We start from the raw sequence: 14,044 nt of genomic DNA, 5'->3' as shown, positions 1-14,044 counted from the left end.
TCGCGGTCAGCCCACCGGCACCGGCTCGGGCTCGGCCGTGTCCACCGCGGCCTCGGCGACGGTCTCGCCGGACTCCTGCCGCTCGGCCGCCTGACGCGGCCGGTCCACCCTGACGTGGCACCGAGCGAGATCGGGTCCCACCGCGGTGGCTCGGATCTCGAGATCGGCTCGGCCCACGCCCTCCTTGGTCGTGTACTCGTTGGTGTGCGCCTGCCCGAAGACGATGACCGAATCGCCCTTCATCAGCGACGCTCCGACCCCCGACACCAGACGTCGCCAGCAGCTGACCGAGGCGTAGAGCGTGTCCCCGTCCTGCCACTCCCCACTCTCGCGGTCCATGCGGCGCGAATTGCTGGCCACGCGGAAGCTGAGCACCTCGTCGCCGGACGGCGTGGTGCGCTTGATCGGATCGGTGATGACGGTGCCCACCACGGTCAGATACGACTCGTACATCGTTCCCCCCTCTCGCGGTCGATCCGGTACCGACCGCGCCCCCGACTCTGCGCCGCTCGCACCGCGGACAGAAGGGCCCGCGAGCACCTGTGGACGGCCGTCCACAGGAGCGCCGCGGGGGTTGACAGGAGGAGTGGTCAGGCAGTGACCAGCGAGTCGCCGGACGCCGCCAGCAGTGCGGCGTAGGCACCGCCGCGGGCGACGAGTTCGTCGTGGGATCCCGATTCGACGATGTGCCCGTGATCGAGCACCACGATGCGATCGGCCGACCGCACGGTGGAGAGTCGGTGGGCCACCACGATGGTGGTGCGGTCCTGCTCGAGCTGGTCGATCGCGTCGGCCAGAGCACGTTCGGTGGTGGTGTCCAGAGCGCTGGTGGCCTCGTCCAGAACGAGGACGGGCGGGTTGCGCAGAACGGTGCGCGCGATGGCGAGGCGCTGCTTCTCGCCGCCGGAGAACCGGTAGCCACGCTCCCCCACCATCGTGTCGTAGCCGTCGTCGAGCGAGGCGATGAAATCGTGGATCTGCGCTGTGCGAGCGGCATTCTCGATGTCCGCGTCGGTGGCGTCGGGCCGCGCGAAGCGGAGGTTCTCGCGGATCGTGTCGTGGAAGAGATAGGTCTCCTGCGACACCACCCCGACCGTCGCGGACACGTCGGCGAGCGAGAGATCGCGGAGATCGACACCGTCGACCTCGACCGACCCGGACGTCGGATCGTAGAGCCGCGCCGTCAGATACCCGAGTGTCGTCTTGCCGGCGCCGGTCGCTCCCACGATCGCCAGGGTGCTCCCGGCGGGGACCGTGAGGTCGATGTCCGTGAGCGTCGGATGTGCCGCACCCGGATAGTCGAAGCCCACGTGGCGGAAGCGCACCTCACCGCGTCGGGCCGTCGGATCGATCGGCGTCGGTACGGCGGGTTCGTCGATGTCCACCGGGAGATCGAGGTACTCGAAGACCCGGCCGAACAGAGCCAGGGAACTCTGCACCTCGACGCCGGTGTTGAGCAGCATCATCGTGGGGCGGAACAGCTGTGTCTGGAGGGTGGTGAACGCGACCAGCGTTCCCACCGTCAACGCGCTGCCGTTGCCGATGGTGATGCCGGCGAACCAGTAGACCAGGGCCGGCATCGCGGCGAAGCTGATCGACATGGTCGCCATGCGCCACTTGCCCGCCATCATCGAGCGGAGTTCGACGTCGGCCACCTCGGACGAGCGTTCGGTGAACCGATTCGTGAGGACCGACGACGCGCCGGTCGTCTTGCCCAGCAGGATGCCGCTCACCGAGAGCGACTCCTCCACCTGGACGGACAGATCGCTGAGCAGGCGTTGCCGCACGGTGGAGATACGGCGACGCTCGTCGCCGACCCGCCGAGCGATGCGGACGAACACCGGCAGGATGGCGAGCGAGAAGAGGGCCAGTTTCCAGTCGAGCAGGAAGAGCGCGACGACGGTGGCCATGACCGTGGTCGCGTTCTGAGCGATCGACGTGGCCGTGTTGGTGACGACGGACTGCATGCCGCCGATGTCGTTGGCGATGCGCGACTGCACCTCGCCGGTGCGGGTGCGCGCGAAGAAGCCGAGAGACTGACGCTGCAGGTGCGAGTAGACCTGCACGCGGAGCTGATGCATCAGGGCCTGCCCGATGCTGTTGGACATCCAGGTCTGGGCGACGCCGAGACAGCTGGTGACGACGGCGATCGCGATCATGCCGGCCGCGAGGATCGTCACCAGCGTGACGTCGGCGTTCGGGATGGCGTGATCAAGCATGTCGCGCAGGAGCAGCGGCGATCCCAGTGCCACGACGGCGCTGAGGGTGATGACCGCGCTCACCGCGGCGACCCGGCCGCGATAGGGGCGGAAGAGGGCGACGACGCGCCCGAGCGGTGCGGGCTGGTGGTCCGCAGATGTCACGGGGGACTGCACCGGCCTTGCCGGTGTGGTGGAGGAACGCATATGACCTCCCTGATCGGGTAGAACTGAGGTTACCTCATTATGAGGTCGACCGCTGCAACGCTAGTATCGTCCCGTGCATTCCCACGAGAAGGACCCGGCCGATCTGGTCATGATGGTGGCCAGGTCGATGCGGCGCCGCCACATGGCCGCACTCGAACCTTTCGGACTCTCGCCCTCACACGGACGGGCACTGCGCGTGCTGTCCGGCGCGGCGGGACCACTTCGGCCCGGAGATCTGGCGGAACGGTTGCGCATCGCACCCCGATCGGCAACCGATGTCGTCGACGCGCTGGAGTCGGCCGGCTACGTCGCACGGCACGCCGATGCCACCGATCGTCGCGCGGTTCTCCTCGACCTCACCGACGAGGGGCGGGCACTCGCGGACACCATCGCACAGGCGCAGCGCAGCGCGTCCGAGGCGATGTTCGCCGGCCTGAGCGCGGACGACCGAGCGACCCTCACCGACCTGCTCACCCGCATCCACGACGAATCCGGTGCAGAGAACCGCGTCTGACACGGTTCTCTGCACCGGATCCGGTGACTGTGTACGTCAGTGAGCGACGACGGTGGCACCCTCGGGTCCGTCGGGCAGCTTGCCCGAGCGGACGAGCAGCGCTGCCATCACCGAGCCGGCGAGGAAGATGCCCGACGCCCACCAGAACGTCGTGGTGTAGCTGGCGATCTCCGCGTTCATCCGGAGCAGCGTCGCGGCGGCCTGCGGATCCGCGGCCTGAGCCACGGCCGCCTGGTTGTCGGTCGCGTAGTTCGTCGCTGCCGTCGCCGCGATGGTGCTGAGCAGCGCCGTACCGATGGATCCGCCGATCTGCTGCATCGTGTTGACGGTCGCGGAGGCGACGCCGGCGTCGTCCGGCGAGACTCCGGACACGGCGCCCTGCATGGCCGGGGCCATCGTGGCGCCCATGCCCACGCCCATGACGAGCAGGCTCGGCAGGATGTGCGCGGCGTAGGAACTGTCGATCGAGATCTGGGTCAGCAGGGCCATGCCAGCCGACGCGATCAGCATGCCGGCGGACATGAGAACGCGAGGCCCGAAGCGCGGCAGGATGACCGACGTCGCGACGGTGGCCGTGACCACGAGGGTCGCGATCATCGGCAGGAACGCGAACCCGGTGGTGATGGGCGTGTAGCCGAGCGTGCTCTGCAGGTAGTACGTGAGGAACAGGAACACGGCGAACATGCCGGCACCGATGACGAACACCGCGAGGTACGCGCCGCCGCGGGTGCGGTCGAGCACGATGCGCAGCGGGAGAAGCGGATGCGTCGCCCGCGTCTGCAGGTAGACGAAGACACCGAGCAGGACCACACCGACCGCGAGGAAACCGATGGTCACCGCGTTGCTCCATCCGTCGGACTCGGCGTGCGCGAATCCGTAGACGATGGAGAACAGCGCCGCGGACACGGTGAGGGTGCCGGGGATGTCGAGTACCGGACGCTCGGTGGCGCGGTGCTTGGCCAGCAGGAGGAAGCCGCCGACGAACGCGATTCCCGCGAAGATCAAGTTGACGTACAGGCTCCAGCGCCAGTTCGCCCACTCCGTGAGCACACCGCCGAGAAGCAGGCCGATGGCGCCGCCGGCACCGGCGACCGCGCCGAAGATGCCGAACGCCTTCGCACGTTCCTTCGGATCCGTGAACGTCGTGGTCAGCAGGGACAGCGCTGCGGGAGCGAGCAGGGCGCCGAAGACACCCTGTCCCGCACGGGCCGCGACCAGCATGCCGAAGTTGACGGCTGCGCCGCCGACGGCGGACATCACCGCGAAGCCGACGAGTCCCACGAGGAACGTGGTGCGGCGACCGAAGAGGTCACTGAGTCGACCACCGAGCAGCAGGAGGCTGCCGAATGCCAGAGCGTAGGAGGTGACCACCCACGAGCGGTCCGCGTTGCCGAAGCCGAGATCGAGCTGTGCGGCGGGAAGCGCGATGTTCACGACGGTCGCGTCGAGCACGACCATCAGCTGGGCCAGGCCGAGTACGCCCAGGATGAGCCAGCGAGTGCGGTCGGGCGCGTCGTGCGCGCTCGACCGAATCGTCGGTTGGACGTTTCCGACGTCGGATGTGGTGGAAGACATTGATCCTCGCTTCGGTACGGCGTGAAATGGAGCTATACGGAGGCGTACGCTCCGGATAGCAAGACGATAGCAGCGATGCGGAGGTATGCCCTCCGGTTAACCGACGAACCAGGACGAAACGGACTGTGAAACCCACCACAGCGGCGAAGCCGCTTCGAGCGGACGCCGAGCGGAACAAGCTCAAGATCATCGACTGTGCGCGAGAGTTGTTGGCACGCAAGGGTCTTGAGATCACGCTCGACGATGTCGCTGCGCGCGCCGGGGTGGGTGTGGGCACCGTGTACCGGCGGTTCGCCAACAAGCAGGAACTCATCGACGGCATCCTCGAGCAGCGTCTGGTCGACGTGCTCAGCCGCGCAGAGGTGGCCGCGGAGGCCGACGATCCCTGGGCTGCGATGGTCGATTTCTTCGAATTCATGTGTCGACACATGGCCGCGGACCGTGGTCTCGGTCACGTCGTCCTCGGGTGCGACGACGGCCTCGACCGCATCGCGGCAGTCCGGTCCAAGCTCGAACCGACCATCAACACTCTCATCCAGCGCGCCCAGAAAGCCGGGAAGCTCCGCCCGGACGTGCAGCCCGGCGACCTCTTCACCCTTGTGCGGATGATCGTGGCCGGCGCCGAGGTTGCAGACGAGGTGGACGAGGACAACTGGCGACGCTATTTCGCCCTGGTGATCGATTCCCTCGCGGCGGTGCCGGACCGGTCGGTGCCCCTGCCGGGTCGAGCGCTGACACCGGACGAGATCGTCAGCGTCAAGAGCAGGTTGCACGGGAGGGCGTCGTGATCGACAACGTGGTCTCCCCCGTGCTTCCCTCGCACCGCGGGCATCCGATGCTGGTGGCGCTGCGCAGTGACGGAGCGTTCCCCCAGTTGGTCCGCTTCGCACTGGTCGGCGGGCTCAGCAACGTCCTCTACGTCGCCGTGTTCGTCGCGATGCACAGCGAGGGTTCCATCGTGGCCAATGCCGTCGGAGCAGTGGCGTCGACCGTTCTCGCCAACGAACTGCACCGCCGTCTCACGTTCCACGCTGCCGATCGGGTGGGCTGGTTCACCGCGCAGTGGGAGGGCGGCGGACTGGCACTCATCGGTCTGGGCGCCAGCACCGCAGCGCTGACAGCGCTCGACGTCGCACTGCCGACCGCCGGCGCCGCGTTGTCGGCCCTGATCCTGGTCGGAGTCACCGCCCTCGTCGGCGGGCTCCGCTTCCTCGCCCTGCGCGGTCTGGTCTTCTAACTGCGCTCACGCTCGCGGCGCGCCAGCTCCGCGAACATCGCGTTGTGCGCCGCGAGGTCCGCGCCGTCGTCGCGATCGGCCGCCCGGTCCGTGCGGACTGCTTCCTTCCGGTCCGTGTTGGACCACTGCACCAGCAACGCCAGCATGACGAGGATCAGCGGGATCTCGCCCGTCGCCCACGCGATGCCGCCGCCGAGTCGCTGATCCGCCAGGAGGTCGGAGTTCCACGGCAGCGACAGGCCGCGGAAGAAGGTCTGGCCCATCACCGTCTCGGTGCTCATCAGCGCGATACCGAAGAAGGCATGGAACGGCAGCGATCCGAACACCATCGCCAGCTTGGTCACGGGCGACAGTCGACGCGGTGCCGGATCGACGCCGATGACGACCCAGTAGAACAGGTAGCCGCTCAGCAGGAAGTGCGCGTTCATCAGCAGGTGGGCGCCGTGCGAGTCGACGGTCGCGCCGTAGATGCCGCCGAGGTAGAGCGCGTAGAAGCCACCCACGAAGATGACGGCCGCGACCAGGGGCTGGGTGAGGAACCGGGACACCGGGCTGTGCAGGGCCTCGAGGATCCACTCGCGCGGTCCCGGCACACCGTCCCGGCCGGCCGCCGGCAGCACCCGTAGGGCCAGGGTCACGCCGCCGCCGAGCGCGAGCAGCACCGGGGTGAGCATCGACAGCACCATGTGCGAGCCCATGTGCACGCTGAACATCGCCATCGAGTAGCGGTAGACACCCGATGACGTCGCGAACAGCAGCGTCGCGCAGCCCAGGACCCAGGCGATCGTGCGACCCACCGGCCATGCGTCGCCACGGGCCCGCAGTCGACGAACGCCGAGGAGGTAGACGACGGCCATGACGACGGCGGCGGTGCCGAAGATCAGGTCGAACCGCCAGTCGAAGAGGAAACGCTCGAGGCTCGGGGGCGCGGTGAGGTCGTACCCCAACTCCGCCTCGGTGAGCGTCAGCTCCCGAGCGCTCCCCAGCGGGGGCGGTGTCCGGGAGAGTCCGACCGCGAGCCCGATCGTGGCCGCGAAGACCAGTACCTCGGCACCGGCGAAACGCACGAGATTCGCGCGCGACGCCGGGTCCGCGGCGAGCGCGGGCAGGGCGCGTCGACGCTGGGTGTAGCCGAACACGCCGAGGACGACCAGGGCAACGACCTTGGCGAGTACGAGTCGGCCGTAGGTGGTGTCGAACAGATCTGCGGGCTCGACGCGGACGAAGGCGTTGACCACTCCACTGACACCCATGACCACGAACGCCACCGTGGCGACCGCGGAGAAGCGGCGCGCCGCGACATCGGTGTGCGCGCCGGCGCGACGGGCGTGCGCCAGGACGGCGAACAGTCCGCCCGCCCAGAGCGACGCGGCGAGAAGATGCAGGATGAGGCTGTTGGTGGCGACGTCGTGCGATCCACCGGACGACGAGTGCCCCGACAGTGCGAGAGGCATGAGCGAGCCGAGCGCGACCACCAGCAGGATCGGCGTCCACGACCACCGCAGCACGGCACGTGTCCCGAGTGCGAGCACGATCGCGATGATCGCGGTCCACTGCCACGCGCGGGCCAACTCGATCTGCGACAGGCCCGACCACAGGTTCTCGGGACGCAGCGCCTCGGACACCGGCTGACCGGACGTGTCCGAGAGGGTCAGCGGCACCAGCACGATCGCGCAGGCCGCCCACACGATTGCCGCCGACGACGCGGTGCGCAGCGCGCGATAGCCGTCGATGTCGAGGACGCCCGATCTCTGCGGCGGCACGAGGAAGGCTGCGAGCAGCAGAGAGCCCACGGCGATGACGGCCGCGACCTCCCCGAGCGCGCGCACAGCGGGCAGACCGTACGTCGTCACCGGACCCGGATCCGGGATGCCGAGCAGGACCAACGCCTGCGATGCGGACAGCGCGACGATCAGGCCGGCCACCACCGCGGCGATCAGTCCGGCACTCGCGAACACGCCTGCCGATCCGGCTCGTCGCGCCCCACCGTCCGGTTCCGCGGTCGCGGAACGCGGTGCCTCAGTCGTTGCCATACCTCCAGGGTAGGAGGTGACCGGAATCGCAGCACCTACGGGACGTAGTAGACGCGCAACTCACACGTCACCCCCTCCGGCGAGTACGCCGGAAACGTCGTGATCCTCCGTGCTGCAGCAGCAGTTCGGACGTACTCGCGAGGGGCGTCAATGGTGAATGCGTCCCTCGCGCTCCCCCAGCGGCCGTCCGTTCCCGCCCCACCGCCTCGCGACGATCTCCGCCGCGATCGACACCGCCGTCTCCTCCGGTGTCCGGGCGCCGAGGTCGAGCCCGATCGGGGACGACAGTCGCGCGAGCTCGTCGTCGCCGATTCCCACCTCGCGCAGTCTCGCGACCCGATCGTCGTGGGTTCGCCGCGACCCCATCGCACCCACGTAGCCGACGCGGGGCAGCCGCAACGCCACCTCGAGCAGCGGCACGTCGAACTTGGGGTCGTGGGTCAGTACGCAGATCACGGTGCGCTCGTCGATCTCACCCTCGGCCTGCAGTCGCTCGAGGTAGCGGTGCGGCCACTCGACGACCACCTCGTCGGCCGTCGGGAATCGCTCGGTTGTCGTGAACACCGGCCGCGCATCGCAGACGGTCACGCGATAGCCGAGCAGCGCACCCTGACGCGCCACCGCCGACGCGAAGTCGATCGCACCGAACACGATCATGCGAGCACGGGGCGTGAAGAAGTTCACGAACACCGTCATTCCCTCGCCGCGCCGCTGACCGTCGGGGCCGTAGTGCAGGACGTCGGTGCGGCCCGCTTCGAGAAGGCCACGGGCGTCGTCGATCACCGCGGCATTCGCGCGGGGCGACCCGAGCGTGCCGGACGCCGCCACCGGGTCGACGACCAGGCGAGAACCGACCCGCGCAGCATCGGGGTGCTCGATGACAGTGGCCACCGCGACCGGCCGGTGCTCCGCGATCGCCGACGCCACCGCACCGAGCTCCGGAAAGGAGGATCGGGACACGGTCTCGACGAAGACGTCGAGGATGCCTCCGCAGGTCAGACCCACCGCGAACGCATCGTCGTCGCTGACTCCGTAGCGATGCAGACCCGCCTCACCGTTCTGCGCGGCCTCGTACACCGCGCCCTCGACGCAGCCACCGGACACCGACCCGACGACTCTGCCGTCCGCGAGCACAGCCATCGACGCACCCGGCGGACGCGGTGCCGATCGGAACGTGCGCACCACGGTGCCCACGCCCACGGACTCCCCCGCGCGCCACGCCGCGAGCACCTGGTCCATCACGTCCTGCACGCCTGCTGCCTTCCCTCGGAGCGAGAAGTCTAAGCCGCACCTCCGGCCCGGGCAGGGCGCAGCGCCTCGCTACACTCGACGGCGCATCGGACACTGATGCACGCCTCCGTAGCTCAGGGGATAGAGCAAGGGCCTTCTAATCCCTTGGTCGCAGGTTCGAATCCTGCCGGGGGCACCACGGCGCTCATTCGCCCATCGAGAAGACGACGACGGCAGCCACGAGCACCGCGATCAGCGCCACCACGGGTGCGCCGAGTCCGACGATCGCGAAGGCCGCGGCGCCGAGAATCGCTCCGCCCGCGAGCGCAGCCCACATCAACAACGGGCGGACCCAGGATTCCGAGCTGCGCCCCTGGATCCGAGCGGCGATCGTGCGTGCCATGGTCACGAGCGTCCCGGTCATGTACGTGAGGCTGATGCCGCCGTCCCGCTCGAACACCGCGTTCTCGGCGCCCATCGCTGCCGCCACGATCAGAGCGGACACCAGGGTCGCGCCGCCGCCGAGGTGCACGACGCCGGCCGCCGCCAGCAGTACCGCGACGAGCAGGAGGACGACCGTCTTACGTCGCCGGCCGGCAAGGTCGCCGACGAGCGACCCGGTGACGACCCCGCCCACGAACGACACGATCACCACGAGCCCGACGGACGCCGCACCGAGATGTCCCGCAGTGAGTTCGACGGCCGCCCGAGTGGTGTTGCCCGTCATGAAAGAGACGAAGAAGCCGCCGAGAGCGAGGAAGCCGACGGCGTCGACGAAGCCCGCCACAGCGGCGAGACCCAGCGCCACGTGGGCATCGCGGCGGCGGTCGTGGGTGCGCTTCACGCGGTCATTGGATCACCACGAGAGCGGTAACGTCGCACCGGTGACCCGCCGCGCCGCTACCCTTCTCCTCCTCGCGACTCTGAGCGTGGCGGGGTGCGGCGGTGACCCGGCGACACCCCCGGCCGACGACCCGGCTCCGGCGACCTCGACGTCCGAGGCGCCCAGCACGCCGTCGGTGGCCGGTCCCTCCGTGCCGACGGGGCCCGACGCCGTCGCCGCGGACGACCTCTTCATCGCAGGGTTGGACAGTGGCGCCATCGAGTACACCGACCCGGAGACGATGAAGATTCTCGGGCGCGGCATCTGCGCCGAACTGCAGCAGGGGCAGCCGGTGATCGCCGAGGTGGACGCCGTCACGACGGGCAGCCGCGGCAAATGGGACGAGAGCGCCGCGGGCGCCATCGTCGGTACCGCGATCGGCGCCTACTGCCCCGAGTTCCGGGCGCTGCTGCCCGGCTGACGGCTCCGGCGCAGCAGGAAGCGCTGCACCTTGCCGCTGGGCGTCTTGGGCAGTGCGTCGACGAAGTGCACCGTGCGCGGGTAGGCGTGCGCGGCGAAGTTGGACTTCACCAGCTGCTGCAGCTCGGACTCCAACTCGGCGGTACCCGAGACGCCCTCCGCCAGAACGACGTACGCCTCGATCACCTCTCCGCGGATGTCGTCGGGTTGGCCCACCACCGCCACATCCATGACCGACGGGTGTTCCACGAGAACGCTTTCGACGTCGAAGGGCCCGATCCGGTAGCCGGCCATGATGATGACGTCGTCGTTACGCGCGGAGAAGAAGTAGGAGCCGTTCTCGATGCGTCCGGCATCGCCCGTCAGGTACCAGGACCCGTCGTCGGTGAACCGTTCGGCAGTCTTGTCGGGAGCGTCGACGTATCCGGTGAACCACATCAGCGGGCTGCCCGCCACCTCGAAGCCGATCTGATCCTCGACGACTCCGGCGGTGAAGCCCGGCAACGGCTTTCCCATCGAACCCGGGATCAGCGGCTCACGCACCGCGTCGTGCCAGGCGTTGACGATGACCATCCCGTGCTCGGTCTGACCATAGTGATCACGCACCGGCACGCCGAGCGCCGACTCCGACCACACCAGAACGTCCGGCGTCAGCGGCTCCCCCGCCGACGACGCCCGTCGCAACGTGATGCCACCGACCGACGGGTCCTTGCTCAGGCTCCGGTACACCGTCGGCGCCGCCGCGAAGTTGGTGACCTCGAACTTCTGCATCACCGCGACCGTGAGCGCGGGGGTGAAGCCGGCATGCAGCATCAGACTGCGACGGCCCATCGCCATCGGGCCGAGAATGGCGTAGTAGAGCCCGTAGGCCCAGCCGGGGTCGGCGGCGTTCCAGAAGACGTCGTCCTCGGACACGTCGAGGCCGTAGGTCATGTAGGCGACGAACGACGCCAGCGCCGACACGGGCACCGGCACGCCCTTCGGCTTTCCCGTCGTGCCGCTGGTGAAGAGTTGGATCATCACACCGTCGCCGCCCACGGCCACTGAGGCCACCATCGGCTCGTGCTCACGAACCAGAGCGTCGAAGCCCTCCCCCGTCTCGATCACCGTGATGCCCTCGATCGAGTCGAGCTTCTCGCGCTGGTCGGTCTCGGTGATGACGACGCGCGCCTGCGCGGCCTCGACGCGCATCGCGATCGCCGGAGTAGCGAAGGCGGTGAACAGCGGGACGTGCACCGCGCCGAGTCGCCAGAGCCCGAGCAGGGCGACGACCAGTTCGAGCCGCTTGCTCATCAACACTCCCACGCGGTCACCCCGGCCGACGCCCATCTCGGCGAGGCCCGTCGCGAATCGCGCCGACAGCTCGTGCAGCTCGCCGTAGGTGAGGTCGCGCGCCGTGAGATCGCCTTCGATGAAGGTGAACGCGATCGCCGCCGGGTCGTGGTCGTCGCACAGCAGGGCGGCGAGGTCGGCGTCGGCGGATCCGTAGGTCGCCAGCAGGCGTGCGACATCGTCGGTCAAGGTCGTCATGGTGAGAGTGTGGCGCGGAACACTCGCGGCCCGATACCCTCCGAAGAGGGTAGGAAGACGGAGAACATGATCGACACACATTTCGACGCCGCCGTGGACCGGTTGCGCGTCGGTTCGGGCGTCACGCTCGCTTTCGGCGGAGTCATGACCGCGGGACGGCGATTGACGCTGCGCCATTTCGCCGGGCAGTCCGTCGGGGCGCTCGACGGTGTCGAACTCGAGGCAGGTCACGGTCTCGGCGGCAAGGTGTTGCAGGTCAATCGCACCGTCGCGCTCGACGACTACATGCGGACTCCGAAGATCAGCCACCGATACGACGCCATCATCTCCGCCGAGGGCCTGCGCGCCATGATCGCCGCCCCAGTCGTCGTCGGGCGGACAGCCGTCGGCGTGCTCTACGGCGCGATGCACACGGCCGGCCACATCGGGGATCGCGTGCTCGACGTGCTGACCCTCGAAGCGGGGGTTCTGGGCCAGGACCTCGCCGTCGACGAGGCGCGGCGCGATGCCGACCGGCTGCGCGAGGACGTCCGTCAGACGTACACGCGGCTGCGGGCGGTCGCGGCACGGTCGGACGCACCCGAGCTCACGTCCGTGCTCGACTCGATGCGCGCCTTCCTGGAACCCGCCGCACCGATACCGTCCGCTCCGCACGTGACGGCCCGCGAACGGGACGTGTTGTCGCTGGTGGCGCTGGGCCGGTCGAACATCGCCATCGCCGAGGAGCTCGGCCTCACCGTGTCCACAGTCAAGAGCTACATGAAGTCGATCATGGCCAAGCTCGACGCGTCGACCAGACACGAAGCCGCGCACGCCGCCCGGCGTGCAGGCCTAGTTCCCTGATCCTGTCCGCAGCGCCTTCTCGAGCGGAGTCGGAAAGGTCGGGGTGATGGACGCGCCGTCGAGATGGGCCTCGAGACGTGCAGCTTCCGCCGCGACCTGCTCCTCGTCGGCCTTCTCGAACAACCGGAACACCACCTCACCGGCGCCGCGTACGGCCCAGCCGCCGACCACCCGGCCGTTCGACCACACGGTGGGGCCGACATTGCCGAAGGTGTCGAACAGGTCCGGTCGGTACTCGTCCGGCAGGAACCAGCGGCGGTCCTTCCAGCCCATCGGCGTCGCGTCGAGAGCCGGCAGCAGCGCGACCCCACCGTGCATTCCGTCGATATCGCTGTCGCGGAGCATGATTCCCGGTCCTGAGGAGAGCTCGACTTCCACCGTGTCCAGCGCCGCCACCGCCTTCGTGGTGTGACCCTTGTTCCAGCCCGTCCACCACTGCAGATCGTCCATGGTCGCCGGACCGAACGACTCGAGCCACGCGCGTGCCAATTCGACACGCGCCTCCGCTTCGTCCATATCCGGTACGCCGTCGGGCCACCAATAGGCGACGGGCGCCCACGTGTGGTGGCGAGAAGTCCACGAACCCCGAGGTTCCACCCGAACTATCCGACCTTCGGCCGACAACAGGGTCAGCACCTGCGACGTCACGTAACGCCGGACGTCGTATGCCTTGTCCGTCGTCGGGAGGAACGCGGTACGCAACTGCGGTACAGCCGTGGACAATTCGGCTCCCGTGGCGGTTCCCGCTGCCGCGAGCGCCGCATCGACATCGCGCTCCACCCGGTCCAGCCACGTCGGCACGTCGTCGATCACCGGATCCGTCGGCATGGTCGACAGTTGTTTGACGAGGCGAGTTCGCAGAGTCCGCGCCACTCCCGCGCTCGCGCCGGCCTGCACGATCGGCATGAACGTCCTGTCGATGACGAACAACGTGCGCCGCATCGCCATCACCCGCACCAGGCTGTGATCGGTGTACATCGCGTCGCGCATGGCATCGAGCGTCGCCGTGGTCGACCGCGCCAGCACCTGCAGAGACACAGTGGCCGGATCCGTCGCGTGCAGGGCAACCAGTCGCGTCGTCACCTCCGCCGGCGTCAGCGTCATACCCGCGCCGACCGCATGACGGCGCACCAGCAGGTGGCGCCGCTCCTCGTCCGTCACCTTCATCGGCTTAGTCTGACCGACCCCGCTCCCGTGCGCACCCAAGCTGGGCGCTGCTCGGGTGCTTGTCGGGTGCGCCCCGCTTCGGGTGCTCCCCGCGCGCACCGCCCGTCGCTCCGCGCACTCCACACCCTGCGCGCTCCACCGCGCGCTGCGCCCGGCAAAGTCGCAAACCTCGCGAAAGCATCCTCTCGAACCCCGCGGTCTGGTTAC

General features: G+C 68.9%; 13 protein-coding genes and 1 tRNA gene. 6 read left to right on the top strand and 8 right to left on the bottom strand.

Translation table 11 applies throughout. The features are described 5' to 3' along the window. Positions 1–6: 6 nt before the first annotated feature. Both ssb and HQ306_RS07390 read right to left on the bottom strand, forming a co-directional pair. Positions 7–453 carry a single-stranded DNA-binding protein gene (gene ssb, locus HQ306_RS07395; RefSeq protein ID WP_056445933.1) on the bottom strand — a complete coding sequence of 149 codons (447 nt, stop codon included), beginning with the start codon at positions 451–453 and terminating at the stop codon, positions 7–9. A gap of 137 nt (positions 454–590) precedes the next feature. Next, on the bottom strand, positions 591–2,405 hold the full coding sequence (locus HQ306_RS07390) for an ABC transporter ATP-binding protein (protein ID WP_222630227.1): 1,815 nt from the start codon (positions 2,403–2,405) through the stop codon (positions 591–593). A 73-nt stretch (positions 2,406–2,478) separates the two neighbouring features. On the opposite strand from HQ306_RS07390, the gene HQ306_RS07385 reads away from it, so the two are divergent. Beyond that, positions 2,479–2,919 (top strand): MarR family winged helix-turn-helix transcriptional regulator, encoded by a 441-nt coding sequence (locus HQ306_RS07385; protein WP_027505630.1) that lies wholly within the window; start codon positions 2,479–2,481, stop codon positions 2,917–2,919. Between the two features lie 36 nt (positions 2,920–2,955). Here HQ306_RS07385 and HQ306_RS07380 read toward each other — a convergent pair whose 3' ends face one another. Then, on the bottom strand, positions 2,956–4,494 hold the full coding sequence (locus tag HQ306_RS07380) for an MFS transporter (protein ID WP_222630198.1): 1,539 nt from the start codon (positions 4,492–4,494) through the stop codon (positions 2,956–2,958). 125 nt (positions 4,495–4,619) lie between these two features. On the opposite strand from HQ306_RS07380, the gene HQ306_RS07375 reads away from it, so the two are divergent. Together HQ306_RS07375 and HQ306_RS07370 are read left to right on the top strand one after the other, a co-directional pair. Beyond that, positions 4,620–5,282 carry a TetR/AcrR family transcriptional regulator gene (locus HQ306_RS07375; protein ID WP_222630196.1) on the top strand — a complete coding sequence of 221 codons (663 nt, stop codon included), beginning with the start codon at positions 4,620–4,622 and terminating at the stop codon, positions 5,280–5,282. Between the two features lie 47 nt (positions 5,283–5,329). Beyond that, the gene (locus HQ306_RS07370; RefSeq protein WP_155957030.1) at positions 5,330–5,731 is read left to right on the top strand and encodes a GtrA family protein; all 402 of its coding nucleotides are present in this window, start codon (positions 5,330–5,332) and stop codon (positions 5,729–5,731) included. Here the strand turns inward: HQ306_RS07370 and HQ306_RS07365 are convergent. Together HQ306_RS07365 and HQ306_RS07360 are read right to left on the bottom strand one after the other, a co-directional pair. Further along, positions 5,728–7,764, bottom strand: coding sequence for a cytochrome c oxidase assembly protein (locus HQ306_RS07365; RefSeq protein WP_222630193.1), 2,037 nt, complete (start codon positions 7,762–7,764; stop codon positions 5,728–5,730). The two genes, HQ306_RS07370 and HQ306_RS07365, sit on opposite strands and share 4 nt — an antisense overlap. Positions 7,765–7,911: 147 nt before the next feature. Further along, entirely contained in the window at positions 7,912–9,003 is a 1,092-nt protein-coding gene (locus HQ306_RS07360; protein ID WP_261769430.1) for an XdhC/CoxI family protein, read from the bottom strand. Between the two features lie 114 nt (positions 9,004–9,117). Between HQ306_RS07360 and HQ306_RS07355 the strand changes: the two genes are divergently transcribed. Next, positions 9,118–9,193, top strand: a tRNA-Arg gene (locus HQ306_RS07355). Positions 9,194–9,199: 6 nt separating this feature from the next. Here HQ306_RS07355 and HQ306_RS07350 read toward each other — a convergent pair. Continuing rightward, complete coding sequence (locus HQ306_RS07350; protein ID WP_027505624.1) at positions 9,200–9,838, bottom strand: YoaK family protein; 639 nt, start codon at positions 9,836–9,838, stop codon at positions 9,200–9,202. 40 nt (positions 9,839–9,878) lie between these two features. Here HQ306_RS07350 and HQ306_RS07345 point away from each other — a divergent pair, with 40 nt between their 5' ends. After that, positions 9,879–10,298: a DUF732 domain-containing protein gene (locus HQ306_RS07345; RefSeq protein ID WP_222630174.1), complete on the top strand. Its 420-nt coding sequence runs from the start codon at positions 9,879–9,881 to the stop codon at positions 10,296–10,298. Here HQ306_RS07345 and HQ306_RS07340 read toward each other — a convergent pair. Then, positions 10,262–11,827 carry an AMP-binding protein gene (locus tag HQ306_RS07340; RefSeq protein WP_222630158.1) on the bottom strand — a complete coding sequence of 522 codons (1,566 nt, stop codon included), beginning with the start codon at positions 11,825–11,827 and terminating at the stop codon, positions 10,262–10,264. The two genes, HQ306_RS07345 and HQ306_RS07340, sit on opposite strands and share 37 nt — an antisense overlap. 66 nt (positions 11,828–11,893) lie before the next feature. Here HQ306_RS07340 and HQ306_RS07335 point away from each other — a divergent pair, with 66 nt between their 5' ends. Continuing rightward, complete coding sequence (locus HQ306_RS07335; protein WP_222630155.1) at positions 11,894–12,670, top strand: LuxR C-terminal-related transcriptional regulator; 777 nt, start codon at positions 11,894–11,896, stop codon at positions 12,668–12,670. On the opposite strand, the gene HQ306_RS07330 is transcribed toward HQ306_RS07335, so the two are convergent. Further along, entirely contained in the window at positions 12,659–13,837 is a 1,179-nt protein-coding gene (locus tag HQ306_RS07330; protein WP_222630153.1) for a winged helix DNA-binding domain-containing protein, read from the bottom strand. The two genes, HQ306_RS07335 and HQ306_RS07330, sit on opposite strands and share 12 nt — an antisense overlap. Positions 13,838–14,044: the final 207 nt, after the last annotated feature.

Origin of the sequence: Rhodococcus sp. BP-160 (assembly GCF_019836205.1) — a bacterium.
Lineage (GTDB): Bacteria > Actinomycetota > Actinomycetes > Mycobacteriales > Mycobacteriaceae > Rhodococcoides.
Note: the sequence above shows the minus strand (reverse complement) of the source record. Positions and strands in the feature narration are given on the sequence as shown.

Bases quoted from the DNA above. Each gene is read 5' to 3' on its own strand.
- HQ306_RS07340 (WP_222630158.1), bottom strand. From the start codon at position 11,827: ATGACGACCTTGACCGACGATGTCGCACGCCTGCTGGCGACCTACGGA.
- HQ306_RS07390 (WP_222630227.1), bottom strand. From the start codon at position 2,405: ATGCGTTCCTCCACCACACCGGCAAGGCCGGTGCAGTCCCCCGTGACA.
- HQ306_RS07365 (WP_222630193.1), bottom strand. From the start codon at position 7,764: ATGGCAACGACTGAGGCACCGCGTTCCGCGACCGCGGAACCGGACGGT.
- HQ306_RS07380 (WP_222630198.1), bottom strand. From the start codon at position 4,494: ATGTCTTCCACCACATCCGACGTCGGAAACGTCCAACCGACGATTCGG.
- HQ306_RS07330 (WP_222630153.1), bottom strand. From the start codon at position 13,837: ATGAAGGTGACGGACGAGGAGCGGCGCCACCTGCTGGTGCGCCGTCAT.
- ssb (WP_056445933.1), bottom strand. From the start codon at position 453: ATGTACGAGTCGTATCTGACCGTGGTGGGCACCGTCATCACCGATCCG.
- HQ306_RS07370 (WP_155957030.1), top strand. From the start codon at position 5,330: ATGCTGGTGGCGCTGCGCAGTGACGGAGCGTTCCCCCAGTTGGTCCGC.
- HQ306_RS07360 (WP_261769430.1), bottom strand. From the start codon at position 9,003: ATGGACCAGGTGCTCGCGGCGTGGCGCGCGGGGGAGTCCGTGGGCGTG.
- HQ306_RS07335 (WP_222630155.1), top strand. From the start codon at position 11,894: ATGATCGACACACATTTCGACGCCGCCGTGGACCGGTTGCGCGTCGGT.